General features: G+C 71.1%; 26 protein-coding genes. 11 read left to right on the top strand and 15 right to left on the bottom strand.

Translation table 11 applies throughout. The features are described from left to right. Positions 1 to 8 precede the first annotated feature (8 nt). Positions 9 to 860: a spermidine synthase gene (locus tag Adu01nite_RS03180; RefSeq protein ID WP_203724697.1), complete on the bottom strand. Its 852-nt coding sequence runs from the start codon at positions 858 to 860 to the stop codon at positions 9 to 11. A 79-nt stretch (positions 861 to 939) separates the two neighbouring features. Between Adu01nite_RS03180 and Adu01nite_RS03175 the strand changes: the two genes are divergently transcribed. Beyond that, entirely contained in the window at positions 940 to 1,320 is a 381-nt protein-coding gene (locus Adu01nite_RS03175) for a hypothetical protein (RefSeq protein WP_239132103.1), read from the top strand. Between the two features lie 5 nt (positions 1,321 to 1,325). On the opposite strand, the gene Adu01nite_RS03170 is transcribed toward Adu01nite_RS03175, so the two are convergent. Next, positions 1,326 to 1,505, bottom strand: a complete 180-nt coding sequence (locus tag Adu01nite_RS03170) for an antitoxin (RefSeq protein WP_203724696.1) — start codon at positions 1,503 to 1,505, stop codon at positions 1,326 to 1,328. Beyond that, the gene (gene malQ / locus Adu01nite_RS03165; protein ID WP_203724695.1) at positions 1,502 to 3,445 is read right to left on the bottom strand and encodes a 4-alpha-glucanotransferase; all 1,944 of its coding nucleotides are present in this window, start codon (positions 3,443 to 3,445) and stop codon (positions 1,502 to 1,504) included. The genes Adu01nite_RS03170 and malQ overlap by 4 nt, the downstream gene beginning before the upstream one ends. A 113-nt stretch (positions 3,446 to 3,558) precedes the next feature. Between malQ and Adu01nite_RS03160 the strand changes: the two genes are divergently transcribed. Both Adu01nite_RS03160 and Adu01nite_RS48355 read left to right on the top strand, forming a co-directional pair. After that, positions 3,559 to 3,810 carry a hypothetical protein gene (locus Adu01nite_RS03160; RefSeq protein ID WP_203724694.1) on the top strand — a complete coding sequence of 84 codons (252 nt, stop codon included), beginning with the start codon at positions 3,559 to 3,561 and terminating at the stop codon, positions 3,808 to 3,810. 49 nt (positions 3,811 to 3,859) lie between these two features. Then, positions 3,860 to 5,098: a chitosanase gene (locus Adu01nite_RS48355; protein WP_203724693.1), complete on the top strand. Its 1,239-nt coding sequence runs from the start codon at positions 3,860 to 3,862 to the stop codon at positions 5,096 to 5,098. On the opposite strand, the gene glpK is transcribed toward Adu01nite_RS48355, so the two are convergent. The 4 genes from glpK to Adu01nite_RS03135 all read right to left on the bottom strand — a co-directional run bounded on the left by glpK (position 5,095) and on the right by Adu01nite_RS03135 (position 9,419). Beyond that, a complete protein-coding gene (gene glpK, locus Adu01nite_RS03150; RefSeq protein WP_203724692.1) occupies positions 5,095 to 6,552 on the bottom strand; it encodes a glycerol kinase GlpK in 1,458 nt (485 codons plus the stop codon). The genes Adu01nite_RS48355 and glpK overlap by 4 nt on opposite strands. A 65-nt stretch (positions 6,553 to 6,617) precedes the next feature. Then, positions 6,618 to 7,850: a glycoside hydrolase family 16 protein gene (locus tag Adu01nite_RS03145; protein ID WP_203724691.1), complete on the bottom strand. Its 1,233-nt coding sequence runs from the start codon at positions 7,848 to 7,850 to the stop codon at positions 6,618 to 6,620. Between the two features lie 96 nt (positions 7,851 to 7,946). Beyond that, positions 7,947 to 8,945 carry a carbohydrate-binding protein gene (locus tag Adu01nite_RS03140; RefSeq protein WP_203724690.1) on the bottom strand — a complete coding sequence of 333 codons (999 nt, stop codon included), beginning with the start codon at positions 8,943 to 8,945 and terminating at the stop codon, positions 7,947 to 7,949. Between the two features lie 126 nt (positions 8,946 to 9,071). Continuing rightward, complete coding sequence (locus Adu01nite_RS03135; protein ID WP_344518095.1) at positions 9,072 to 9,419, bottom strand: ATP-binding protein; 348 nt, start codon at positions 9,417 to 9,419, stop codon at positions 9,072 to 9,074. 123 nt (positions 9,420 to 9,542) lie between these two features. On the opposite strand from Adu01nite_RS03135, the gene macS reads away from it, so the two are divergent. Together macS and Adu01nite_RS03125 are read left to right on the top strand one after the other, a co-directional pair. After that, positions 9,543 to 10,670 carry a MacS family sensor histidine kinase gene (gene macS / locus Adu01nite_RS03130; protein ID WP_203724689.1) on the top strand — a complete coding sequence of 376 codons (1,128 nt, stop codon included), beginning with the start codon at positions 9,543 to 9,545 and terminating at the stop codon, positions 10,668 to 10,670. After that, the gene (locus Adu01nite_RS03125; RefSeq protein ID WP_203724688.1) at positions 10,670 to 11,314 is read left to right on the top strand and encodes a response regulator; all 645 of its coding nucleotides are present in this window, start codon (positions 10,670 to 10,672) and stop codon (positions 11,312 to 11,314) included. Before macS ends, Adu01nite_RS03125 begins: the two co-directional genes overlap by 1 nt. Here Adu01nite_RS03125 and Adu01nite_RS03120 read toward each other — a convergent pair. The 6 genes from Adu01nite_RS03120 to aroA all read right to left on the bottom strand — a co-directional run bounded on the left by Adu01nite_RS03120 (position 11,311) and on the right by aroA (position 17,249). Next, complete coding sequence (locus Adu01nite_RS03120) at positions 11,311 to 11,868, bottom strand: DUF5709 domain-containing protein (protein WP_203724687.1); 558 nt, start codon at positions 11,866 to 11,868, stop codon at positions 11,311 to 11,313. The genes Adu01nite_RS03125 and Adu01nite_RS03120 overlap by 4 nt on opposite strands. 9 nt (positions 11,869 to 11,877) lie before the next feature. Further along, a complete protein-coding gene (locus Adu01nite_RS03115) occupies positions 11,878 to 12,615 on the bottom strand; it encodes an ATP-binding protein (RefSeq protein WP_239132102.1) in 738 nt (245 codons plus the stop codon). 382 nt (positions 12,616 to 12,997) lie between these two features. Next, the gene (locus Adu01nite_RS03110) at positions 12,998 to 13,864 is read right to left on the bottom strand and encodes a hypothetical protein (RefSeq protein ID WP_203725097.1); all 867 of its coding nucleotides are present in this window, start codon (positions 13,862 to 13,864) and stop codon (positions 12,998 to 13,000) included. Between the two features lie 153 nt (positions 13,865 to 14,017). Then, entirely contained in the window at positions 14,018 to 14,821 is an 804-nt protein-coding gene (gene hisN / locus Adu01nite_RS03105; RefSeq protein ID WP_203724685.1) for a histidinol-phosphatase, read from the bottom strand. Positions 14,822 to 14,876: 55 nt separating this feature from the next. After that, complete coding sequence (gene rsgA, locus Adu01nite_RS03100; protein WP_203725095.1) at positions 14,877 to 15,953, bottom strand: ribosome small subunit-dependent GTPase A; 1,077 nt, start codon at positions 15,951 to 15,953, stop codon at positions 14,877 to 14,879. Positions 15,954 to 15,956: 3 nt separating this feature from the next. Beyond that, a complete protein-coding gene (gene aroA, locus Adu01nite_RS03095; RefSeq protein WP_203724684.1) occupies positions 15,957 to 17,249 on the bottom strand; it encodes a 3-phosphoshikimate 1-carboxyvinyltransferase in 1,293 nt (430 codons plus the stop codon). Positions 17,250 to 17,327: 78 nt separating this feature from the next. On the opposite strand from aroA, the gene Adu01nite_RS03090 reads away from it, so the two are divergent. The 5 genes from Adu01nite_RS03090 (at position 17,328) to rsrA (ending at position 20,417) form a co-directional block, all read left to right on the top strand. Next, positions 17,328 to 18,002 carry an SOS response-associated peptidase gene (locus Adu01nite_RS03090; protein ID WP_203724683.1) on the top strand — a complete coding sequence of 225 codons (675 nt, stop codon included), beginning with the start codon at positions 17,328 to 17,330 and terminating at the stop codon, positions 18,000 to 18,002. Between the two features lie 192 nt (positions 18,003 to 18,194). Next, entirely contained in the window at positions 18,195 to 18,590 is a 396-nt protein-coding gene (locus tag Adu01nite_RS03085; protein ID WP_203724682.1) for a WhiB family transcriptional regulator, read from the top strand. 48 nt (positions 18,591 to 18,638) lie between these two features. Further along, positions 18,639 to 19,241 carry an alpha/beta hydrolase family protein gene (locus Adu01nite_RS03080; RefSeq protein ID WP_203724681.1) on the top strand — a complete coding sequence of 201 codons (603 nt, stop codon included), beginning with the start codon at positions 18,639 to 18,641 and terminating at the stop codon, positions 19,239 to 19,241. Positions 19,242 to 19,316: 75 nt separating this feature from the next. Next, the gene (locus Adu01nite_RS03075) at positions 19,317 to 20,123 is read left to right on the top strand and encodes a sigma-70 family RNA polymerase sigma factor (protein WP_203724680.1); all 807 of its coding nucleotides are present in this window, start codon (positions 19,317 to 19,319) and stop codon (positions 20,121 to 20,123) included. Positions 20,124 to 20,129: 6 nt separating this feature from the next. Then, positions 20,130 to 20,417 (top strand): mycothiol system anti-sigma-R factor, encoded by a 288-nt coding sequence (rsrA, locus tag Adu01nite_RS03070; RefSeq protein ID WP_203724679.1) that lies wholly within the window; start codon positions 20,130 to 20,132, stop codon positions 20,415 to 20,417. 61 nt (positions 20,418 to 20,478) lie between these two features. Here rsrA and Adu01nite_RS49050 read toward each other — a convergent pair whose 3' ends face one another. Next, positions 20,479 to 20,553 carry a 50S ribosomal protein bL37 gene (locus Adu01nite_RS49050; protein ID WP_369814844.1) on the bottom strand — a complete coding sequence of 25 codons (75 nt, stop codon included), beginning with the start codon at positions 20,551 to 20,553 and terminating at the stop codon, positions 20,479 to 20,481. A 125-nt stretch (positions 20,554 to 20,678) separates the two neighbouring features. Here Adu01nite_RS49050 and Adu01nite_RS03065 point away from each other — a divergent pair, with 125 nt between their 5' ends. Next, positions 20,679 to 20,894, top strand: coding sequence for a biotin/lipoyl-binding carrier protein (locus Adu01nite_RS03065; protein WP_203724678.1), 216 nt, complete (start codon positions 20,679 to 20,681; stop codon positions 20,892 to 20,894). Here the strand turns inward: Adu01nite_RS03065 and Adu01nite_RS03060 are convergent. Continuing rightward, complete coding sequence (locus Adu01nite_RS03060; protein ID WP_379131051.1) at positions 20,891 to 22,426, bottom strand: tetratricopeptide repeat protein; 1,536 nt, start codon at positions 22,424 to 22,426, stop codon at positions 20,891 to 20,893. The genes Adu01nite_RS03065 and Adu01nite_RS03060 overlap by 4 nt on opposite strands. Between the last annotated feature and the right edge of the window lie 103 nt (positions 22,427 to 22,529).

Raw genomic sequence — 22,529 nt, 5'->3', positions numbered from 1 at the left:
ACCGTTCGTCACTTTCGGTTACTGAACAGACCGGCCGGCGGAGTCGGTGATGCCGTGGCGTTACTGTCGGTGATCGGGAGCGTTCCTCCGGCAAAACGGTCCAGATCGGTCTCGACCCGGCCCGGGAACCAGTCGCCGGCCGCCCGCCGGGTGAGCTCCGCGATCGGCGGCGGGGTGCGGCCGGCGAGCACCACGAGATTGCCGAAGCGGCGGCCGCGCAGCACTGCGGCGTCGGCGACCAGACAGGCCTCGGGCAGCGCGGAGCGGATGGTGGCGACCTGGCCGCGGGCGAAGCGCAGCGGCGGGCCGTCGGCGACGTTGGCGATCAGCCAGCCGCCCGGGGCGAGGACCCGGGCCACCTGCTGGATGAACTCGGCCGAGGCGAGGTGGGCCGGGGTGCGGGAGCCGGCGAAGACGTCCAGCACCACCACGTCGTACCCGGCCTCGCGCATTCCCTCGACGGCCGCTCGCGCGTCGGCCACGCGTACCCGGATGGAAGCCTTGGCCGGAAGCGGAAGCTCGCGCCGCACCATCTCCACCAGCGGCCCGTCGATCTCCACCACCCGCTGCGGGGAACCGGGACGGGTCGCGGCGAGATAGCGGGGCATGGTCAGCGCGCCACCGCCGAGATGCAGCGCGCGCAGCGGTTGCCCGGGCGGCGCGATCAGGTCGATCGCGGCGGCCATCCGGCGGACGTACTCGAATTCGAGATGGGTCGGATCGGCCAGGTCGACGTGCGACTGCGGGGCGCCGTCGAGCAGCAGGGTGAACGAGTCGGGCCGGTCGGCGTCGGGGATCAATTCGGCGACGCCGGACGCCACTGTCTCGACGATCCGGTCCGATTTCCTGCGCTGTGCCACCTGATTACCCGGAATCTACAAAAAAGCCCTGATGGGGCTTTTAAACTGAGAAAAGCTTATTTGAGTACGGAGGTGGGTCGTGTCCACGAGCAATGTGCTTGCGCACATCATCGGCGAGCAGCCGCGCCACCCGGCCGGTCCGCCGCCGGCCGGCGCGATGCCCGCCATCCTGGCCGCGGCCAAGCAGGAGGCCGGCCCGCCGCTGCGCATCCGCCGGTACGAGTCCGAGGAGGGCCAGTTCTTCTGGCGCTGGGACTGCCTGGGCTGCGGCGAATACGGCGGCGGCCGGCACCACGACGACGCGGTGTCCCGGGCCGTCCGCCACTGTGGCGAACACCCGGAACACCGCTCCTCGCTGCTCCCGCCGGCGCTGTGCCGGCAGCGCGACCAGTTCCTCCCGCTGCACCCGATGCTGTTCGCCGTGGACGACGACCCGGGCCCGGAGCCGCTGGCCAGTTGACCGGGCTAGTTGACCGTGTCGCCTTCCCCGGTCCGCTTCTGCGCCTCGTCGACGCCCTTGTCGATGTGGTCCGAGTATTTGTTACCGGTCCGCTTGTCGACCTCGTCGCCGACCTTTTCCAGGGCCTGGTCCACCTGCTCGTCGTGCTTGTCGAGGAAGTCTTTGGCCTTGTCCATGAAGCTCATCGGTTCTCCTTGGTCGAGCGGTTGCGCAGGATCGACGCGGTGCGCTCGATGCGCGGGTCCGCGGCGATCTGCTCAAGGCTAAGGCGCAGCGGCATCCGCCAGTTCGGGTACTCGTCGTAGGTACCCGGCAGGTTGGGTTGGTCGAGCTCGCCGAGCACGTCGTAGAGCGACGCGGTGACCAGCCGCGAGGGGGTGCGGGCCAGGAACTCGTGCATCGCCACCACGACCTCGTCGTCGGTGCTCGCCCCGGTGATCAGGCCCTCGGCCCGCAATGCCGCCTTGAGCTGGGCGCGGTCCTTCTCGGCGGTGGCCCGCTCGTCCTCCACCGAGCCGGCCAGCTGGCCGAGCTCGGCCCGGACCTTGACCTGCTCGCCGGCCAGGAAACCGGCCGCGGTCGGCAGGTCGTGCGTGGAGATGGTGGCAAGCGCGTTGCGCGGGTAGTCGACCGGCGGATAGAAGACCTGCTCCGGGTCCTTCCAGTCGCGGGTGAACCAGAGCACCGACGAACCCATCATGTTCATGCGTTCGAGACCCTCGGTGACCGCGGGCTGCACGGTGCCGAGGTCCTCACCGATCACCACGGCGCCGGCCCGGGTCGCCTCCAGGGCCAGGATGCCGAGCATCGCTTCCGGGTCGTAGAGCACGTAGGTGCCGCTGTCGGCGTGCATGCCCGGCGGCACCCACCAGATGCGCCACAGGCCGGCCACGTGGTCGACGCGCAGGCCGCCGGCATTCTTGAAGATCCGCCGCAACATGTCCCGGTAGGCCGCGTAGCCGGTCTCGATCAACTGGTCCGGCCGCCACGCGCTCAGCCCCCAGTCCTGCCCGAGCTGGTTGAACGCGTCCGGCGGCGCGCCGATGTGCACGCCGGCCGCCAGCACGTCCTGCAGCAGCCAGCCGTCCGCACCGGCCGGGTCGGTGCCGACCGCCAGGTCGAGCACGATGCCGACCGGCATGCCCTGCTCGGCGGCGGCCGCGTTGGCCGCGCCGAGCTGCTCGTTCAGCAGCCGCTGCAACCAGACGTGGAAGCCGATCCGGTCGCTGCGGAACGCCCGCACCGCCGGGGAGTCCGGGCGGCGGAACTCGGCCGGCCACTCCTGCCAGTTCGCGCCGTACAGCTCGGCGAGCGCGCAGAACCGGGCGTAGTCGGTGAGGCCCGGGTCGGACTCCAGGTCGATCTCGCCGGCCAGCGGCCACAGGATCTCCAGCGCGGCCCGCTTGGCCTGCCACACCCGGCTGTAGTCGATCAGCTTGGTCGCGGCCGGCTTGAGCGCGTCGACCTTCACCCGCAGCGGCGGGTCGGCCCGGCGGTACTCGGCGGTGTCCTCGATGTGCAGGTAGAGCGGGTTGGCGAAGCGGCGGCTCGACGGCGAATACGGCGACGCCGGCACCGGCAGGGTCGGCGTGATCGCGTGCAGCGGGTTCAGCAGGATCAGGCCCGGCTCGCCGGACTGCCCGATGAACCGGCGCAGGTCGGCGAGGTCGCCGATGCCCCACGAGGCGTCCGAGTGCAGCGCGTAGAGCTGCAGCATCCAGCCCCACGTCTCGGGCGGCGCGGGCAGCTCGGCCGGCACCACCACCAGCGTGATGGCCTGCCCGCCGAGCAGCAGCCGGTGCCAGCCCAGCGGTAGATCGTCCGGGATGCCGTCGGTGAGATCGCGGCGGGTGCCGTCCTCCAGCTCGATCACGCCGGAGCCGGGGAGCTCGCGGCCGCTGCCGAAGCGGACCACGATCGTGCCCGGCAACCGGCCGAGTGAATCCCGCTCGCGGACCGCGGCCAGCGCGGACCTGATCGTCGGCGGCGTGGTGGCGTCGACCCCCAGCAGCCCGAGGACGCCGACGACCGACTCGGCGCTCACGTCCTTGCGCTTGCGGTGCCAGTCCTCATACCAGGTGGCCACCCCGTGGGCCTCGGCCAATGCGACCAGATCGGCGTCCATCCGCACCCCTTCGTTCGGCTTCCGCTGCTCCCTTACCCTGCCCGATCGCTCGCAATTCGGACAGCCTGTCCCGAGTACCACCGCACTTGCGCAGGTCGGGCACGATGGGACACATGTCAGCAGTAGTGAAATGGTGGTCCCGGGCCGCCGCGGCGGTTACCGGCGTGGTGCTCACCCTGGTGGTTCCGGTGCACGCGTGGGCCGCGAGCAACGGTGTGGCCGATGTGGCGATCGAGGCGGCGCGATACCGCCGGCGGCGCAGCGGTTTCGGCTTCTTCGGCATCCTCGGTGGCGTCTGCTGCCTGGTCGTGGTGGGCGCGATCGTGCTCATCGTGATTCTCATCGCGCGCCGGCGGAAGAAGTAAATTCCGCGAAGCGCAGCGGCTTCTCCGAAGCCCGACCTAGCTTTGAAGGATGCGCATACGCCGGAGGACGATCGCACTCGGCGCCGGGATCACGGTGGTCCTGAGCGTGCCGCTGGCCATCTCGGTCGCGGCGAGCGCCAACAACGACGTGCTGATCTCCCGCGGCCGGTCGGCGATCGCGTCCTCGGTCCGCGGGTCGACCTGGGTCGCCGGCCAGGTCACCGACTCCGACCCGGCCACCCGCTGGGCCAGCACCGACGGTCCGGGCACCCAATGGGTGCGGGTCGATCTGGGCGGGATGCAGACCATCGACCGGGTGCGGTTGCGGTGGGACAAGGCGTACGCCAAGACCTACCGGGTGCAGACCTCGGTGGACGGTGCCAACTGGAAGGACGTCTACGCCACCCGCTCCGGCGACGGTGGCACCGACGACCTGAAACGGCTCGGCGGCTCCGGCCGGTTCGTGCGGGTGCTGGCCATCCAGCGCGGGCGGTCCGGCGGCGGCTATTCGCTGGCCGAGGTCAAGGCGTACGGGCCGGAGTCGGCCGCGTTGCGGGCGGTGACGCCGGTGAGCGGCTCGCTCGCCGCCGGGCTGGACGACGGCCGTAAGAAGGAGACCGCGTTCGAGCTGGTGGCCAGCGCCGAGAACTCGACGTTGAGCTGGCGCGAGCAGTACGCCTACATCGAGGACATCGGGGACGGGCGCGGCTACACGGCCGGGATCGTCGGCTTCTGCTCGGGCACGTCCGACATGCTGGACGTGGTCAACGAGTACACCCGGCGCAAGCCCGCCAACGTGCTCGCGAAATACCTCCCGGCGCTGCGCACGGTCGACGGCTCCGACTCGCACGCGGGCCTCGACCCGGGCTTCACCACGGCCTGGAAGACCGCCGCCCAGGACCCGATCTTCCAGAAGGTGCAGGAGGACGAGCGCGACTGGATGTACTTCGACCCGTCCGTGCGGATGGCCCGCGCCGACGGGGTGCGCGCCCTCGGCCAGTTCGCCTACTTCGACGCGGCGGTCATGCACGGCATCTCCGGGCTGCGCGGCATCCGGGCGCAGGCGCTGCGCACCGCGAAGTCGCCCTCCGACGGCGGCGACGAGATCAGCTATCTCACCGCGTTCCTCGACGCGCGGGCCGACGAGATGCGCACCGAAGAGGCGCACCGCGACACCACCCGCGTCGACACCGCCCAGCGGCTGTTTCTCCAGCGCAGCAACCTCGACCTGGCCGGGCCGCTGAGCTGGCGGGTCTACGGCGACAGCTACCAGATTGCGGCAGGTTAGGCCCAATCCAGAGTGCGCTGCACGGCCTTGCGCCACTGGCCCAGCTCGCGGTCGACCTCCGCGGCCGGCCACGCCGGCTGCCAGCTCGCGTCCTGCCGCCAGTTGGCCCGCAGCGCGTCGGTGCCGGGCCAGAAACCGACCGCCAGGCCCGCCGCGTAGGCCGCGCCCAGGCACGTCGTCTCGGCCACCGTGGGCCGGATCACCGGCACCCGCAGAACGTCGGCCAGGAACTGCATGAGCAGGGTGTTCTGCGTCATGCCGCCGTCGACCCGCAGCGCGGCCAACGGGGTACGGCCGTCCGCGTTCATCGCGTCGATCACCTCGCGGGTCTGCCAGCCGGTCGCCTCGAGCGCGGCCCGGGCCAGGTGGCCCTTGTTGACGAAGCCGGTCAGGCCGACCAGCACGCCGCGCGCGTCGGCCCGCCAGTGCGGCGCGAACAGGCCGGAGAACGCCGGCACCAGGTAGCAGCCGCCGTTGTCGGGGACCGTGCGGGCCAGCTCCTCCACCTCGGCCGCCGACGAGATCAGGCCGAGGTTGTCGCGCAGCCACTGGATCAGCGAGCCGGTCACCGCGATCGAGCCCTCGAGTGCGTAGACGGCGGGCTCGTCGCCGATCCGGTAGCCCACCGTCGTCAGCAGGCCGTGCTGCGACCTGACCGGGGTGGTGCCGGTGTTGAGCAGCAGGAAGCTGCCGGTGCCGTAGGTGCATTTCGCCTCGCCGGGCGCGAAGCAGGTCTGCCCGAACAGCGCCGCCTGCTGGTCGCCGAGGGCCGACGCCAGCGGCACCCCGGCCAGCGGGCCGCTGGTGACCTCGCCGTAGACCTCGGCCGACGAACGGATCTCGGGCAGCATGATCGCCGGGATGTCGACCGCGGCCAGGATCTCCGGATCCCAGTCGAGGGTTTTGAGGCTCATCAGGAGGGTGCGGCTGGCGTTGGTGACATCGGTCAGGTGCTTGCCGGTGAGCTTCCAGATGAGCCAGCTGTCCATCGTGCCGAACAGCAGCTCGCCGCGCTCGGCCCGCGCCCGCAGACCGTTGTCGAGCAGCCAGGCCAGCTTCGAGCCGGCGAAGTAGGGGGCGAGCGGCAACCCCGTCCGCTCGTGGAACGCCTTTTCGCCGAAGGCGGCGTCGAATCGGCGGAGCTGCTCGTCGGTGCGGGTGTCCTGCCAGACGATCGCGTTGGCGGCCGGCTCGCCGGTCGCTCTGTCCCACACCAGGGTCGTCTCGCGCTGGTTGGTGATGCCGACCGCGGTGATCTCCAGATCGCCGACCGCCTCGGCGACGACTTCCTGCACCGCCGCCCAGATCTCCGCCGCGTCGTGCTCGACCCAGCCGGGCCGCGGGAAGATCTGGCGATGCTCGCGCTGCGCCACCGACACGATGCTGCCGGCGGCATCGAAGACGATGCAGCGCGACGAGGTGGTGCCCTGGTCGATGGCGGCGATGTAGCTCATGCCACGAGACGGTAATAGAAAAGCCGGCGGGGTTGGCCGCCGACTTTTCTACCTGTGGATAACTCCTACGCCTTGGTCCACTTCTGGTTGGTCGTGCCGCCGCAGTCCCACAACTGGAGGGTGGCGCCGTTCGCGCTGTTCCAGTCCTTGATGTCGACGCACTTGTTGGCCGAGACGTTCACCAGGTCGCCGGCCGACGACAGGGTGAACCGCTGCACCGGGTTGCCGTTGCAGGTCACCAGCTGGATCGGGGTGCCGTTGGTCAGCGCCCCGCCGGCCGGGTCCATGCACTTGCCCATGGCCCGCAGCGTGCCGTCGCTGTTGGCGGTCCACTTCTGCGCAGCGCTGCCGTTGCAGTCGTAGGTCTGCAGGCGGGCGCCGTCGGCCGGGTTGGCCCCCGGGATGTCGATGCAGCGGCCGCTGAAGGTGCTCTTGAGCGCGTTGCCGGTGGTCGTGCCGCCGCCGTTGTCGCTGTTCCAGGCCGAGACGCGGACGTAGTCGACCAGCATGGTCTGCGGGAAGACGGTGCTCGCGTCCGGGTAGCCGGGCCAGTAGCCGCCGACCGCCACGTTCAGGATCATGAAGAAGTTGTGGTCGAAGACCCAGGTGCCGCTGACGTTCGACGGCGTGACCCGGAAGTACTCGGCGCCGTCCAGATACCAGACGATCAGATTCGGGGACCAGTCCACGGCGTACGTGTGGAAGCCGTCGCCGAGCGGTGAGCCGATCGTCTTGTTGCCGCCGACGCCGCTCGCCCCCGAGTAGCCGGGGCCGTGCACGGTGCCGTACACCGTGTTGGGGGCGTTGCCGACGTTCTCCATGATGTCGATCTCGCCGGTGGTGGGCCAGTTGTTGCCGCCCAGCATCCAGAACGCCGGCCAGATGCCCTGGCCCTTCGGGATCTTGATGCTGGCCTCGAACCGGCCGTAGGTCTGCGAGAACTTGTCCGCGGTCAGGATGCGGCCCGACGTGTACTGGCAGGTGCCGTAGTGGCACTGGTAGTTGGCCGGGTTCTCCTTGCGGGCGGTGATCGCGAGGTGGCCCTGGCCGTCCTGATAGACGTTGCTGGTCGAGGTGGTGTAGTACTCCTGCTCGTTGTTGCCCCAGCCGCTGCCGCCGGTGTCGAACTTCCATTTCGACGGGTCGACGGTGGAGCCGGACGAGCCGTTGAACTCATCCGACCAGGTCACCGCGCCGATCGCGGCCTCGGCCGTGTCGTTGCGGGTGCCGGCCCAGAGCCCGCCGGCGAGGGTCGTCGCGACCACGGCCGCGGCGAGAAGGAAACGGGTCTTACGCATGGGGGATTCCTCCGGGGAAGAGGCGTGCGTTACCGGCAACAGTCTTTATAAATAGACCGTCGTCGGTCAACCCAAGCCGGAGAAATCGGCCCCTAGTTACACCTTCTCGAAGAGATTGGGCAGCTTGGTGGGCTCCCAGCCGGGGAGCGAGGTGTGCGCTTCGAGCACCTTGTAGGTCGCGCCGCCGAAGGTGACCAGGTCGCCGACCGCGTACTTGGTGAAGGCGGCCCACGGCTTGGCGGCCGGGGTCGGCGCCTCCGTCGGGGTCGGGGTCGGCGAAGCCGAGGTCGGTGCGGGCGGCTCCGGCGACGTGGTCGTCGGGGCGGCGGTGGGCTCGGTGGTGGCCGGCGGCTCGGTCGTCTCCGTCGGGTCCGGCGCCGGCGATTCCGACTCCGAGGGGGCCGGCGAGGACGGGGCCGGCGAGGAGGAGGCCGGCGAGGAGGGAGCCGGCGAGGACGGGGCGGTCGGCGGCCCGGACGGGCTCGTGAACACCTGCACGAAGTCGACCTCCATGCGCCCGGCCGAGTCACCGTCGGTGGCCAGGTTGAGCACCAGGGTCAGCGGCCCACCGGCGTCCTGCCGGACCAGGCGCAGGCTCGGCTTGCCGTCCACCGTCCAGACGACCGTCTCCGGCGACCAGTCCAGGGCGTACGTGTGGAAATTGCGTCCCGAGGTCGGGTCGATGCCGCCGTCGATCGTCTCGAGCGTGCCCTGCGGCACCCGCCCGTTCTCGTCGAGCAGCGAGAACGCGCGCCACACGCCGTTCTTGCGCTGCACCTTGATCCGGGCCTCGGCGTGCCCGAACGCGTCGGTGAACGTCTGCTTCGAGCGCAGCAGCCGGGTGATCTGGACCTCGCCGTCGGACTGCTGGGCGCCGTCGCTGACCGGGGTGCCGTTGTCCGTCAGCAGCACCCACTTGGCCAGGTCGAGGCGGCCGCCGGTGAAGTCGTCGGCGAAGGCGCTGCGGCCGTAGCGGGCGGGGTTGCGCCGGTGCGAGTCGGCCGAGGCCACATCGTCACGCGACGGCAACCAGACAGCCGCCACCAAGCCGGCGGCGACCACGGCCAGAACCGCGACGGTTCTCGGCCGGGACATCCACCGCGGTGTGCCGGAACGATGACGTGCCTCATGCACCATTGACCCCCCTCAGGTAACAGCAGGCACGACTTTGTTGACGCGGCGCCATTACCGCAAGATCGGGGACCTAGTTTTAAGGCTCTCTTAAGGAACCCGACTCGAGACCCGTACGGTCGTTCCGCCGTTCCCGGTGACCAGCTCGAAGGAGTCGGTCAACTCCTCGGCCAGCCACAGGCCCCAGCCGCCCGGCTGGGTCGCCGCAGGTCGCACCGGCCGATCCGGCACTGCCTCCGGCAGACCCGTACCCGTATCGCTGACCTCACACACCACCGCATGATCAGCACTCCACAGCGCCACCCGGCCCAGGCCACCGCCGTGCCGCACCGCATTGGTCAACAACTCGTTGACGGCGACCACGAAATCGTCCAGCTTGTCGCCGGTCAGGCCGGCCTCAGCAGCCCGGGACGCGACGGCGTGCCGCAGCGCGGTGATCGAGCTGTGGTCGAACGTCTCGGTGAGCAGAACTTCGGTGCTGATGCTTCGACGTTAGGCGACGTCCGATCTTTGTGCAGGGCGGGGCGCCCTCCGGACTCTGTGATGTGGGAAGGTCGGCGCATGCGGCAGGGGCGGGACAACGGCTTCCAGGCACCGCTGTGGCGGGCGGTGGCGGTCTATCGGATCGCCGCGCTGACCTACGCCACGATCCTGGTCATCCGGAACGTGTCGCACTACGAGCGGCCCGTTCTCGCGTGGCCGGTGGTCGCGGTCATGCTCGGCTGGACGGTCTTCACCACGTACGCGTATGCGAACCCGGCCCGCCGCAAGCCGCCGCTGTTCGTCGCCGATCTCCTGATCACCGCGGCGGCCCTGGCCGCCAGCGTGCCGGTGGTCGGCCGCCATGCGCTGGAGCAGGGCAAACCCACCCTCGCCGTGGCCTGGCACGTCGCGCCGGTGCTGGCCTGGGCGGTGGCCGGCGGCCGCCGGGCCGGGATCGCCGGCGCGCTCGCGATGGGCGCCACCGACATCGTCGTCCGGGCCCACCGCGACCAGGCCGCGCTGACCGGCTCGGTGCTGATGCTGCTGGCCGCGATCGCGGTCGGCTATCTGGTGCGGATCGCGGAGGTGGCGCACGAGCGGCTGCAGCGGGCGGTCGAGCTGGAGGCGGCCACCCGGGAACGGGAACGGCTGGCCCGCGACATCCACGACTCGGTGCTGCAGGTGCTGGCGCTGGTGAAACGGCGCGGCGCCGGGCTGGACGGGGAGGCCGGCGAGCTGGCCCGGCTGGCCGGGGAGCAGGAGGCGAAGCTGCGCAGCCTGGTCGCGGGCCGATCGGTGCCGGCCGGCGACGATGCCGATGCCGACCTGATGGCCCTGCTGCGGGTTCATGAGACGCCGACGGTGACCGTCTCCGGCCCGGCCGAGCCGGTCCGCCTGCCCGCGCACGCCGCCCGGGAGATCGCCGCCGCGGTGGCGGCGGCCCTGGACAACGTGGAACGCCACTGCACCGACGGCACCAAGGTCTACATCCTGGTGGAGGACGCGCCGGACGAGGTGGTGGTGACGGTTCGCGACGACGGCCCGGGCATCGAGCCCGACCGGCTGGCGCAGGCCGAGGCGCAGGGCCGGCTCGGCGTGGCCCAGTCGATCCGCGGCCGGATCGTCGACCTGGGCGGCCGGGTCACCATCGTTTCCGCCCCCGGCCAGGGCACCGAGTTGGAGATGACCCTGACTAGGCTGACCTGATGGTGCGGGTGATGGTGGTGGATGACCACCCGATGTGGCGTGAGGGTGTGAGCCGCGACCTCGCCGCGGCCGGGTATGAAGTGGCCGCGGTCACCGGCGAGGGGCAGCAGGCGGTGCGGATCGCCGCGGCCGCGCGCCCCGACGTCGTGGTCCTCGACTTGCAGCTGCCGGACGTGTCCGGCGTCGAGGTGATCAACGGCCTGCGGCAGGAGCTGCCGGACGTGCGCATCCTGATGCTCTCGGCCAGCGGCGAACAGCAGGACGTCCTGGACGCGATGAAGGCCGGTGCGAACGGATACCTGCTGAAATCCGCCGCCCTGTCGGAATTCGTGGACGCCGTGCAGCGCACCGCGGCCGGCGACACGGTCTTCACGCCCGGGCTGGCCGGCCTGGTGCTGGGCGAGTTCCGGCGACTAGCGGGCGCGCCCGGCGACAAGGTCGACGAGAACACGCCGAAGCTCACCGAGCGTGAGACCGAGGTGTTGCGGCTGGTCGCGAAGGGCCTGTCCTACCGGCAGATCGCCGAGCGTCTCGTGCTCAGCCATCGCACCGTGCAGAACCACGTCCAGAACACGCTCGGCAAGCTTCAGCTGCACAACCGGGTCGAATTGACCCGTTACGCAATAGAACAAGGCTTGGACTAGTCGTAGTCGGGGGCGTTGGTCTCGTGCATGGCCAGCTCCTCGGCGCTCGCGCCGCCACCGGCCGCACCCGCGTCGTAGGCCACGCTGTCCGCCTCGTCGTCGAAGCCGTAGCCCTCGTCCGGCGCCACCAGGCGACCGACCGTCTGCGGGTCGTCGTCGTCCAGCTGGCCGTCGTCGTAGAGGGAGATCTGCGACTTCGGGTCCGACGTCGGGCTCGCGCCCCACACGTCGGCGTCGAAATTGCGCTGCTCCGAGCTGTCCACCGTCTCGTCGACCGGGTCGCGGCGCGGCGGCAGCGGGTCCTCGGCGCCGACATCCGGCTCCTCCTGCCGGAGCCGCGCGTCGAGGGACTCGCCCTCGCGCGCCTCCTCGGCGGTGTCACCGAACCGGTTGGACCCGCCGGGCCCGACACCGGCCAGCGCGGCCGGGTCCTCGCCGTCGGCCCAGCGGTTGCTCTCGACGGAGTCGTAGGCGTTGGAATCGTCGTCCGCCGTCCCCGGAAGGCCTGATGCTTCCGGGTCGGACACCTCGGACGGGTAGTCGTTGTCTCGCATGGTCGCAATCTACCCGCGGCGGACCCCGGTCATGCCGCCCGAGAGCAGCGCCCATACGACCTTGCCGTGGGTGAGCGGAAGACTGCCCCAGCGATCGGCCACCGAATCGATCAGCAACATGCCCCGGCCGCCGTAGGACGTCGGCGCCGGCGCTCCGGTGAACGACGGAACGGTCGCCGAGCTGTCCCGCACCGCCACGCTGAGCCCGTCGTCGCCATGCGCCGCCAAGAGCACGATCATCGAGGTGTGCGCATGCTGCACCACGTTGTTGACCAGCTCGGTGACGACGATGCAGGCCGACCCGGCGACCTCGCCCCGGTCCCACCGCGCGCAGGCGTCGTTGATCAGCTCCCGGGACCGCCGCGCCGCGCCCACCTGCGGTTCCAGATCAACACTGAGCCGATGATCCGCGGGCAGGCCGAGCTGTGCGAAAGCTCCGTCACAGTCCGCTGCCACCGGCCACCCGGTCCCCTGCCACTCGGTGACGTCGGCCGCGTTGCACAGCGTGAGCCGGGCGGCCGGCCAGTCGGCGGTTTCCCGATACACCTCCCGCAGCACGGCCACGGCCGCCGGATCGCCGATCCGAAGATCGCCGACATCGACCACCACCGCCTCGGGTTGCCCGGCAAGCACGTCGAGCAGCACCGACCGAATTTCCGGCGCAGTTGTCACATCGAGCACCCCGGTCAGCCGGACCAGCGGAAAAGCCCGGCCGCCGTCCACCAGATGGCGCACTTCGCTCGACATGATCGCTCCATTGTGCATAACGCGTCCCCTCCCCGCATTTCCGCGCGTATGAGGACCTACCCCGTCTTCCCGACCCACGAGTGATCCCCACCCCCGGTTTCCCGTCAATGGGGACATAACCGTCGGATGGGCATGGTCGAGATGTACCCCGCGCCCCAGCTCTCATGCACGATTACGACCGCACGCCCCGCCAGGATCAACTTCCCGAAGATCAACCCCGGTTTACCGGTACGCCCCAGGCCGTCCCGGCCCCACCCTGGCCGCCCCCGCCAAGCCCCGCGACCACCGGCAACAACCGGCCGTAACGCGCCTTTCGCGCGAGGCGCGCAGAGGGCTGGGGTCGTAGTCAAACCAGCGAAGCGCCGCGTGACGGGCCGGTCGCTCAGTGGCCGGTGGGCGCGGCGCGCAGTGGCGTGCTCGGGTCCGGGCGGCGGGTCGGTGCGGTGGCGTGATGGTGCTGGGGTTCCGCGTAGCGGGTCAGGCCGATCACGGCGGCCAGGGTGACCACGAAGCCGAGCGCGGCCAGCCAGCCCCGGCCCTCGTGGATGCGGTCACCCAGCAGGAGCAGGCCGACGATCGCGGCCGGGACAGCGCCGGCCGCGTCCATGGCGGCCACCGCGGCCGTGGTGGAGCCGCGCTGCATCGCCAGGCCCAGCAGCAGCTGGCCCACCAGGGAGTGGATCACCAGGAGGTAGAGCAGCGGGTTCGTGAAGAAGCCGGCCGCCGAATGCTCGTTCGCCAGCGGCCGGGCCGCGATTGCCGCCGCCGAGAAGTCGATGCCGGCCAGCGAGCCCAGGACGACGGAGCCGAGAGCGCCGTGTAGTCGTACGGCAAAGAAGCCGGCCGCGGCGATCACCAGGACCGACGCGGCCAGAAGGACCACGACGACCGTCCCGAGCCGGCGCGAATGCGCCGGCTCCGCCGCCATGACCAGGGCGGTGATGCCGGCGAGCAGCAGCGTGAGAAGGAAGATCTCGGCGGTGGGCAGGGACCACTTGAGCACGAGCACGCCGAGCAGGGCCGTCACCCCGAGCCCGGCCGCGACGCTGGCCTGCACGAGAAAGAGCGGAAGATCCCGCCGGGCGAGGAAGGCGAGGATGAACCCGAGCACCTGACAGCCGAGGCCGAGCAGGTAGGTCCGCTGCCCGGCGAGCCGGACCAGCAGCCCCGGGTCGAAGGTGTGATGCACCGTGGTCTTGGCCGCTGCGGCCGACTGGAGCAGGTTGGCGACCCCGTACGCCAAGATCATGGCGGCGAGGAAGAACCAGCCGGGAGACACCACCTGACGCACGATAGACGAGATTCCCGCCCGGCCGACGGCCTAACCCCAACCCTGCCCATGCGATTGCTGAGGTTCGGCCCCGTTTTGCCCCATAGCAGCGCTGCCTGCCTGATCTTCAGGTCAGCTGCGGGGGCGGGTCAGGGCGGTGAGGATCGTTTCGTGCAGCAGGCCGTTGGTCGCGATCGCGGCGGTCTTGTCGCCGGCCGGGCGGCCGGTCAGCTCGGTGATGGTGCCGCCCGCCTCGGTGATGATCGGGATCAGCGCGGCCACGTCCCAGAGCGACAGCTCCGGCTCGATCATGATGTCGAGGGCGCCCTCGGCCAGCAGCATGTAGCCGTAGAAGTCGCCGTAGGCGCGGCTCCGCCAGGCGTTCAGGGCCAGGTCGACGACCGGTTCGAGGCGGCCGGCGTCGGACCAGCCGGTCAGGCTGGCGTAGCAGAAGCTGGCGTCGGCCAGCCGGCCGACGCCGGAGACCTTGATCCGGGTGGCGGCGTGCTGGTGCTTTCCGGCGAACGCCCCGTGGCCCCGCGCCGCCCACCAGCGCCGGCCCAGGGCCGGCGCCGAGACGAGCCCGGCCACCGGGGTGTCGCCCTCGAGCAGGGCGATGAGCGTGCCCCAGATCGGGACGCCGCGCACGAAGTTCTTGGTGCCGTCGATCGGGTCGATCACCCATCGGCGGCTGCCCGGGCCGGCCGCGGCCACGGTGTGCCCGAACTCCTCGCCGAGCACGCCGTCGCGGGGCCGGGCCCGCGCCAGCGTCCCCCGGATCGCCTGCTCGACGGCCGTGTCGGCGTCGGAGACCGGGGTGAGGTCGGGCTTCGACTCCACCCGCAGGTCGAGTGCCCGAAACCGCCCCATCGAGATCGAGTCGGCGGTGTCGGCGAGCAGATGAGCAAGCGCGAGGTCGTCGGCATATCCGGCCATGCGTGGCACGCTAGCCGATCACCGGCCCGATCGTCCCCGCACGCCCGCCAGGTGGTCAGGCCGGCAGTTCGGGCTCCGGGTGGTCCTGGTTGTTCAGGTCGCCGGCCCGGGAGGCCAGCAGCCGTCGGTAGGACGCCAGGCGCCGCGGGTCGGCCTTGCCCCCGGCCACCCACGCGTCCAGCCGGCAGTCGGCGTCGGCGGTCGTGTGGCCGCAGTTCGGCTGGTCCTCCAGGGTGCCCTCGACCAGGTCGGAGAAGCCGTGCAGCAGGCTCTCGGCGCTCACGTGGGCCAGGCCGAAGCTGCGGATCCCGGGCGTGTCGATGATCCAGCCCGGGTCCTTGCGGGAACGGCCCACCGACGGCAGGCGCAGGGCCACCGCGCTGGTCGACGTGTGCCGGCCCTTGCCGATCGCGGAGACCACGCCGACCGCCCGTAGGGCCTCCGGGACCAGGCGGTTGACCAGGGTGGACTTCCCGACGCCGGAGTGGCCGACCATCACCGAGATCCGGCCGGCCAGGTGGTTGCGCAGGTCGGCCAGGTCGCTGTCCGGCTGGACCAGGACGTGCGGCAGGTCGAGCTCGGCGTAGTAGTCGAGCACCGCCTCGGGGCCGGCCAGGTCGGCCTTGGTCAGGCAGAGCAGCGGCTCGATGTCGGCGTCGTACGCCGCCACCAGGCAACGGTCGATGAAGCCGGTGCGCGGCGGCGGGTCGGACAGGGCGCTGACGATCACCAACTGGTCGGCGTTGGCGACCACCACGCGCTCCAGCCGGCCCTCGGGGGTGGTGTCGTCGTCGTCCGCGGTGCGGCGCAGCACCGACGTCCGCTCGCTGATCCGGACGATGCGGGCCAGCGCGCCGGCGTCGCCGGTGACGTCGCCGACCAGGGCCACCCGGTCGCCGACGACGACCGACTTGCGGCCCAGCTCGCGCGCCCGCATCGCGGTGATGATCGGCGCGTCGGCGTCGGCGTCGGCATCCTCGCGGACACAGCCGTACCGGCCGCGGTCGACGGTGATGACCAGCGCGTCGACCGCGTCGTCGTGTTTGGGTCGGGTTCGGGTACGCGGGCGCGACGAACGGCCCGGACGGATCCGGACATCGTCCTCGTCGTACTCCCGCTTGCGTCCTGGCAGGGTCTAGCTCCTCGCCACGAGTCCCGCCCAGAGTTCGGGGAACTCGGGCAACGTCTTCGACGTACACGCTACGTCGGTCAGCTCGATGCCCGGGACAGCGAGTCCGATAACCGCGGCGGCGTGCGCCATCCGGTGGTCGGCATACGTCTCGAACGAGGACGCGTGCAGCGGCCGCGGCTCGATGCGCAGGCCGTCGCGGAACTCGGTGACCTCGGCCCCGACCTTGCTCAGCTCGGCGGCGAGCGCGGCGATGCGGTCGGTCTCGTGGCCGCGGATGTGCTCCACGCCGCGCAGCTCGCTGGGGCCCTCGGCGAGCGCGGCCAGCGCCGAGATCACCGGGGTCAGCTCGCTGACCTCGGACAGGTCGGCGGTGATGCCGCGCAGCGTGCCGGTGCCGCGCACGGTCAGGCCGTCGGGGCCCTGCGACACCTCGGCACCCAGGGCGGTGAGCAGCTCGGTGAGACGGCCGACCGGCTGCCAGCTCGACTCCGGCCAGCCGGCCAGGGTCACGGCGCCGCCGGTGACCATGGCGGCCGCGAAGAACGGGGCGGCGCCGCTGAGGTCGGGCTCGATCACCCAGGTGCGCCCGGACAGCGGGCCGGGCGCCACCGTCCACACGTCGGGCACCGACTCGTCGACGGTGGCGCCGGCGGCGCGCAGCATGTGGGTCGTCATCCGCAGGTGCGGCGCGGACGGGACCGGCGGGCCCTCGTGCCGCAGCACCAGGCCCTTGGTGAAGCGGGCCGCGGACAGCAGCAGGCCGGAGACGAACTGGCTGGACGCCGACGCGTCGATCACCGCCTCGCCGCCCTCGACCAGGCCGGCGCCGTGCACGGTGAGCGGCAGCCCGCCGGTGGCGGACGCGTCGATCGACACGCCGAGCGCGCGCAGCGCCTCGACGATCGGGCGCAGCGGCCGGTTGCGCGCGTGCGGGTCGCCGTCGAACTCGACCACGCCGTCGGCCAGCGCGGCGGCCGGCGGCAGGAACCGCATGATCGTGCCGGCCAGCCCGACGTCGACCCGGGCCGGACCGCGCAGCGGAGCGGGCTCGACCGTCCAGCGCTCGCTGTCGCCGGTGTCGACCGTGACGCCGAGCGCGCGCAGACCGGCCGCCATCAGCTCGGTATCTCGCGCGCGCAGCGGCCGCTCGATCGCCGATGGGCCGTCGGCCAGCGCGGACAGGATGAGCGCGCGGGCGGTCATCGACTTGGAACCGGGCAGGGTCACGGCCGTGCTGACCGGGGCCGACGCGGTCGGTGCGAGCCAGGGGCGGGGTTCAGCAGTCACGGTCGCCATTCTGCCGCCGGGGTACGACATTTCCGCGGCGCATTCCCGCCCCCCGGGATCTTTTCGCAAGGCGTACCGTACCGACTCATGTGCGGGCGGTACGCGACGACGCGGAGCGAAGCCGACCTCAGCGACCTCTTCGACGCTGTCGACGTGACCGAGGGGCTGGGGCCGAGCTGGAACGTCGCGCCCACCGACCCGGTTCCGCTGGTGCGCATCTCGGCGAGCCAGGCCGATGCCCGGGTGCTCGACACCGCACGCTGGGGCCTGCTCCCGCCCTGGGCCAAGGACACCCGCGGCGCCGCCAAGATGATCAACGCCCGCTCCGAGACGGTGGCCACCTCCCCGGCCTTCGCCCCGTCGTTCGCCCGCCGCCGCTGCCTGGTCCCGGCGGACGGGTGGTTCGAGTGGGTCCGCACCGGCAAGGAGCGCCAGGCGTTCTACATGACCCCGGCCGACGGCTCGGTGCTGGCGTTCGGCGGCATCTGGGCGCCGTGGGGCCCGGAAAAGATGCGCACCGTGAGCGTGCTGACCACGGCCGCGCGCGGCGACCTGGCCCGGGTGCACGACCGGATGCCGTTCATCCTGCCGCCCGACCGCTGGGCCGAGTGGCTGGGCGATGAGGGTGGCGAATTGTTACGCCCGATCACCGAGCGCGAACTGGCCGCGATCGATGTCCGCCCGGTCGGCCCGGCCGTCGGCAACGTGCGCAACAACGGACCGCAGTTGCTGGACCCGCCGCCGAAGGCAACGCTTTTCTGAACTCTTCATGATCAACAGCCGTCTTTGTCGAGATATGTACGCGTTTTCGAGTGCGAACTTTGTTTCGAGATAGATAAGCCCCTTGTTCTGATCTTCTACCGTGCGATACAAACCAGCGCCGGAGTGGTGCCGGTCCGCACGGTGCGGGCATGTCACCACGTGCAAGACCGGTCCCACGGGGGAGGTGGGCTGATGACACGGGCACGTATGCCGCGTCCGCACGAGGTGGCCATCGCTCGACGCGATCCAAGGCTGCTCGAAGCGATCGAGGAACGCCGCACCGATGAGGCTTGGCGCACGCGTGGCGCCTGCCGAAGCGTTGATCCGGAAACCTTTTTTCCGGCTCCGAACGAGCCGTCCGAGAGTGCCGTCGCACTCTGCGGGACGTGCACGGTGCAAGGTCCATGCCTGGCCTGGGCTCTACAGGTCGGCGACTGTCACGGCGTCTGGGGCGGCACCACGCCGCGCGAGCGCCGCGCCATGCTCGTCGCCTGGCGGGAACGCGTCAGGCCGGACGGATCACCTGTCGACGACGACCCGAACGAGGAGGACCGTCGCCTGCTGACACTCATACCGTTGAGTCGCTGATCGTTGCGCCTCTGCGGGTGAGACCGGCACCGCTGCTTGGATAGGGCGGTGACCAGCACCGAAACAGAGACGCCGCGCGGGCCGGCCGGAATTCGCCTCGTCGAACCGGCCGGTCCGCCCCACAGCCTGCTCTTTCTCGGCCACGGCGCGGGCGGCGGCGTCGACGCACCCGACCTGGTCGCCGTGTGTGATGCGGTGACCGCCGCGGGCGTGCGTGTGGTGCTCGTGACCCAGCCCTACCGGATGGCCGGACGGCGGGCACCGGCGCCGGCCGGGCAACTCGACGAGGCATGGTCGGCGGTGATCGCGCGATACCGCGTACCCGAGCTGCCTCTGATTGTCGGCGGGCGTTCCAGCGGAGCGCGAGTCGCCTGCCGCACCGCATCCACCCTCGGCGCCGCGGGTGTTCTCGCCCTGGCGTTTCCGCTGCACCCGCCGGGCAAACCGGACAAGAGCCGGGCCGCCGAGCTGCCCATCGACGTGCCCACGCTGGTCCTCAACGGCGACCGCGATCCCTTCGGCGTGCCGACTCCGACCGCGAACGTCGAGGTGGCCGTCCGCCCGGGCGCGACCCACGACCTCCGCAAGGATGTCGCCGGCACCGCCGAACTGGCCGTGGCCTGGATGCGTAGCCATGGTTGGGCTCGCTGAAAATCCCGGAATGCAAGTTGCGGGTCCGTGGTTATAACACCCGCGAGCTTGTCTGCCGAGAGGGGTTTGAGCAGGGTGCGAGCCGGAACTGAGACCGTGGACCGTCAGGTCGCCCGGGTGCGTGATCTTCTTTCCGCACCGGAGTGGCCGGCCGCCGAGACCACGCCCACGCTTCGATCGGAAAGTACGCCATTGGTGAGTGTCAGCACACCCGCGGTTTTCTCAGCCTCCCCTGGGGCACTACCCGTATCCTCGGCGGGGCAGTCGAGGGGAGAGTCGAGGGTGGCCCAGACAGAGCGTACGGAGGAGCGCCGCGCGCGCTTCGAGCGGGACGCGTTGCCGTTCGTGGATCAGCTATATGCGGCGGGTCTGCGGATGACGCGCAATCCGGCCGACGCCGAAGACCTGGTGCAGGAGACGTTCCTGAAGGCGTTCTCCGCGTTTCACCAGTTCGAAGAGGGCACGAACCTCAAGGCGTGGCTGTACCGAATCCTGACCAACACTTACATCAACTCCTACCGGCGTAAGCAGCGCCAGCCTGTCCAGGCTCCGACCGAGGAGATCACCGACTGGCAGCTGGCCTCGTCGGAGTCGCACACGTCGGTGGGTCTGCGCTCGGCGGAGACCGAGGCGCTCGACCGCCTGCCGGACAGCGACATCAAGGACGCGTTGCAGCAGTTGCCGGAGGATTTCCGGCTCGCGGTGTACCTCGCCGATGTCGAGGGCTTCTCGTACAAGGAGATCGCCGACATCATGGGTACCCCGATCGGCACGGTCATGTCTCGGCTGCACCGCGGCCGTCGCAACCTGCGTAAGCTTCTCGAGCGTTACGCCGCCGACCGGGGCATTACCCGGACCGCATCGGAACCGCAGGAGGCGTGACGCGAGATGAGCGGCGTGAACGGCGAGGAACTAGAGCCTGATTGCGGCTTCGTCCTCAATGAGGTTTATCTCTACCTTGACCTGGAGTGCAGCGAGGATCGGCGGTCGCTGATCCAGAAGCACCTGGACGACTGCACCCGGTGCCTGCACGAGTACGGCATCGAGCACGAGGTGAAGGCCCTGGTGGCCCGGTGCTGCGGCGACGAGACGGCGCCCCGGGAGCTGCGCGAGCGGCTGCGGGTCAAGCTCGACCAGCTCGAGGTGCAGGTCGAGACGCGGGAGTACCTCCCGTAGGACGACAAATGCGAAGGCCCGGCGGGGTTACCCGCCGGGCCTTTCGTATGTCGGGGCGACCTCAGCTGTTGGGACGCTTGCCGTGGTTGGCGGCGCTCTTCTTACGAGCCTTCTTCTTGCGGGACTTCTTCGCCATGGTGACTCCTGTTCGTTGCACGTTTCCCGGCCCGATCGTAGTCGGCGCGCCGGGTAAGGCCGGACTCGGCCGTGCGAGATCCATGGTTTGATGGCCCTGAACGAACGTTCGAGGAGGGGGTTCCGATGGCGGACGAGATCCGGGCCGAGATGGTGGCCAACGTGTGGAAGGTCGTGGCGTCCGCCGGGGATACGGTCGCCGAGGGGGACACCCTGGTGATTCTCGAGTCGATGAAGATGGAGATCCCGGTGCTCGCCGAGTCCGACGGCACCGTCCGCGAGCTGGCCGTCAACGAGGGTGACGTGGTGCAGGAAGGCGACCTGATCGCGAAGATCGGCTAGCTTCGTCGCCAGCGCAGCAGCAGGCGGTTGCGGCCGCGGGTCCGCTGGCGGGGGACCACCGGCGTGCGGACCAGGCCGGTGGCGGTGGCCCGGACGGCCGGGTCGAGGTCGGGCGTGGCCAGGGCCAGCTCGGCCACCGTGCGCGCGCCGGGCCGGCCGGTCACCTCGGCGAGCCAGCCGGCGACGATCGCGGCCACGTCGGCCCGCGCCTCGGGGTCGATCCACGCCGAGACGATCATCGCGAACAGCGCGGCCTCGGTGACCCGGTCGAGCCCGCCCTCGATCAGGTCGAGCAGGATCTTGCGCCGGGTCGAGTCCAGCCAGGGCTCCTCGGCGCCGTGGTGCAGCAGGCCCAGGCACGCCCAGATCTCCACCGCGGCCACGTCGGCCGGCGGGTGGGCCAGCATGGCCAGCAGGTCGAACGGTTGCACCATGATCAGCTGGACGGCCGCGTCGTAGGCGGCCGGGGGATGCGCCCAGGACAGCGAGGCGACCTGGCGCAGCCGGCGCACGGCCTCGGCCGAGGGCTCGTCGGCGGAGCGCGCGTTGCCGCGGGGCAGCGGGGCCGCGGCCGGGGTGCCGCCGAGCCAGGACACGTCACGGCAGCAGTCGGCCAGGTCGGTGTGCTCGTGCGACTCGTCGGGGTGGTCGCGGATGAAGTCGGCGAGCCGGACCAGGTGGGCCAGGTCGCCGTCGGCGCGGTGCCGCAGCCGGTGCGCGGTGTGCACGGCGCAGTCGTAGTCCGGGTCGCGTTCGAGCGCGCGGTCGACCCAGTTCAGGGCGTCCTCGAGGCGGCCGTGGTCGGCGAGGGTGCCGGCGATGTCGGCGTACACCGAAAGGTCGTCGGGGTCGTGGGTGACCGCCCGGCGCAGCGCGGCCAGCGCCTCGGGCACCTTGCCGGCGCTGCGGTAGGCGTAGCCGAGCCAGATCTCGGCGAGCTTGGAGGGCCGGACGCGGGCGCCGCGGGCCGCCCACTCGACCGCGAGCGTGGTCTCGCCGATCCGCCGGGCCAGGGCCGAGCCGGCGCCGAGCAGCATGGCGTGTTCGGGGTTGGCCCCCACCGCGTGTTTCGCCACGGTCAGGTAGGGCCGCAGGGTGGCCCGGGTGCGGGTGGGGGCCGGATCGCCCACCGCGGTGCAGAGCCGCATGAGCAGTTGGACGAGCAGGCCGGGGTCGATGCGCATGCCGAGGCCGGGGTCGCCGACCCAGGGCACGCCGGCCCAGTCGGCGCCGGGCGCGCGGCCGCTGGCCGCGGCGAGCAGCGGCAGGCCCTCGTCCGGGTGGCCGGCCGCGGCGAGCAGGTGGGCCCGGGCGGCGAGCCCGCCCGCGGTGACGTGCGGGGCCAGCGGGAACAGCGCGAGGCCGCCGCCGGGCAGGGCGGCGAGGCGGCCGAGCAGCTCGTGCGCCTCGGGGAGCGTGGGTGCGTGGGTGAGCGCGCCGGCGAGGTGATCGGCGGCTTGCTGCGGCTCATCTCGCGCCAAAGCGGATCTTGCCTGCTCAAGAGCGCGGTCGGCTGCGCGGTGTGCATCCACGAACGAGAACAGTAGGGGAAGAGGGGCTGGATGTCAGTACCAGGTTTTGCTCATTAGTGCTCGAAACATTGACTATACGAGCGTCTTCTTGCAAGACTGCGCA

This window comes from Paractinoplanes durhamensis, from assembly GCF_016862175.1.
Taxonomy (GTDB): domain Bacteria; phylum Actinomycetota; class Actinomycetes; order Mycobacteriales; family Micromonosporaceae; genus Actinoplanes; species Actinoplanes durhamensis.
This window is presented reverse-complemented; position numbering and strand designations above follow the sequence as displayed.

Coding starts and splice junctions, on each gene's coding strand:
- Adu01nite_RS03170 (WP_203724696.1), bottom strand. CDS start 1,505: ATGAGCTTCATGGACAAGGCCAAAGACTTCCTCGACAAGCACGACGAG.
- malQ (WP_203724695.1), bottom strand. CDS start 3,445: ATGGACGCCGATCTGGTCGCATTGGCCGAGGCCCACGGGGTGGCCACC.
- Adu01nite_RS03160 (WP_203724694.1), top strand. CDS start 3,559: ATGTCAGCAGTAGTGAAATGGTGGTCCCGGGCCGCCGCGGCGGTTACC.
- Adu01nite_RS48355 (WP_203724693.1), top strand. CDS start 3,860: ATGCGCATACGCCGGAGGACGATCGCACTCGGCGCCGGGATCACGGTG.
- glpK (WP_203724692.1), bottom strand. CDS start 6,552: ATGAGCTACATCGCCGCCATCGACCAGGGCACCACCTCGTCGCGCTGC.
- Adu01nite_RS03145 (WP_203724691.1), bottom strand. CDS start 7,850: ATGCGTAAGACCCGTTTCCTTCTCGCCGCGGCCGTGGTCGCGACGACC.
- Adu01nite_RS03140 (WP_203724690.1), bottom strand. CDS start 8,945: ATGTCCCGGCCGAGAACCGTCGCGGTTCTGGCCGTGGTCGCCGCCGGC.
- macS (WP_203724689.1), top strand. CDS start 9,543: ATGCGGCAGGGGCGGGACAACGGCTTCCAGGCACCGCTGTGGCGGGCG.
- Adu01nite_RS03125 (WP_203724688.1), top strand. CDS start 10,670: ATGGTGCGGGTGATGGTGGTGGATGACCACCCGATGTGGCGTGAGGGT.
- Adu01nite_RS03120 (WP_203724687.1), bottom strand. CDS start 11,868: ATGCGAGACAACGACTACCCGTCCGAGGTGTCCGACCCGGAAGCATCA.
- Adu01nite_RS03115 (WP_239132102.1), bottom strand. CDS start 12,615: ATGTCGAGCGAAGTGCGCCATCTGGTGGACGGCGGCCGGGCTTTTCCG.
- Adu01nite_RS03110 (WP_203725097.1), bottom strand. CDS start 13,864: ATGATCTTGGCGTACGGGGTCGCCAACCTGCTCCAGTCGGCCGCAGCG.
- hisN (WP_203724685.1), bottom strand. CDS start 14,821: ATGGCCGGATATGCCGACGACCTCGCGCTTGCTCATCTGCTCGCCGAC.
- aroA (WP_203724684.1), bottom strand. CDS start 17,249: ATGGCGACCGTGACTGCTGAACCCCGCCCCTGGCTCGCACCGACCGCG.
- Adu01nite_RS03090 (WP_203724683.1), top strand. CDS start 17,328: ATGTGCGGGCGGTACGCGACGACGCGGAGCGAAGCCGACCTCAGCGAC.
- Adu01nite_RS03085 (WP_203724682.1), top strand. CDS start 18,195: ATGACACGGGCACGTATGCCGCGTCCGCACGAGGTGGCCATCGCTCGA.
- rsrA (WP_203724679.1), top strand. CDS start 20,130: ATGAGCGGCGTGAACGGCGAGGAACTAGAGCCTGATTGCGGCTTCGTC.
- Adu01nite_RS03065 (WP_203724678.1), top strand. CDS start 20,679: ATGGCGGACGAGATCCGGGCCGAGATGGTGGCCAACGTGTGGAAGGTC.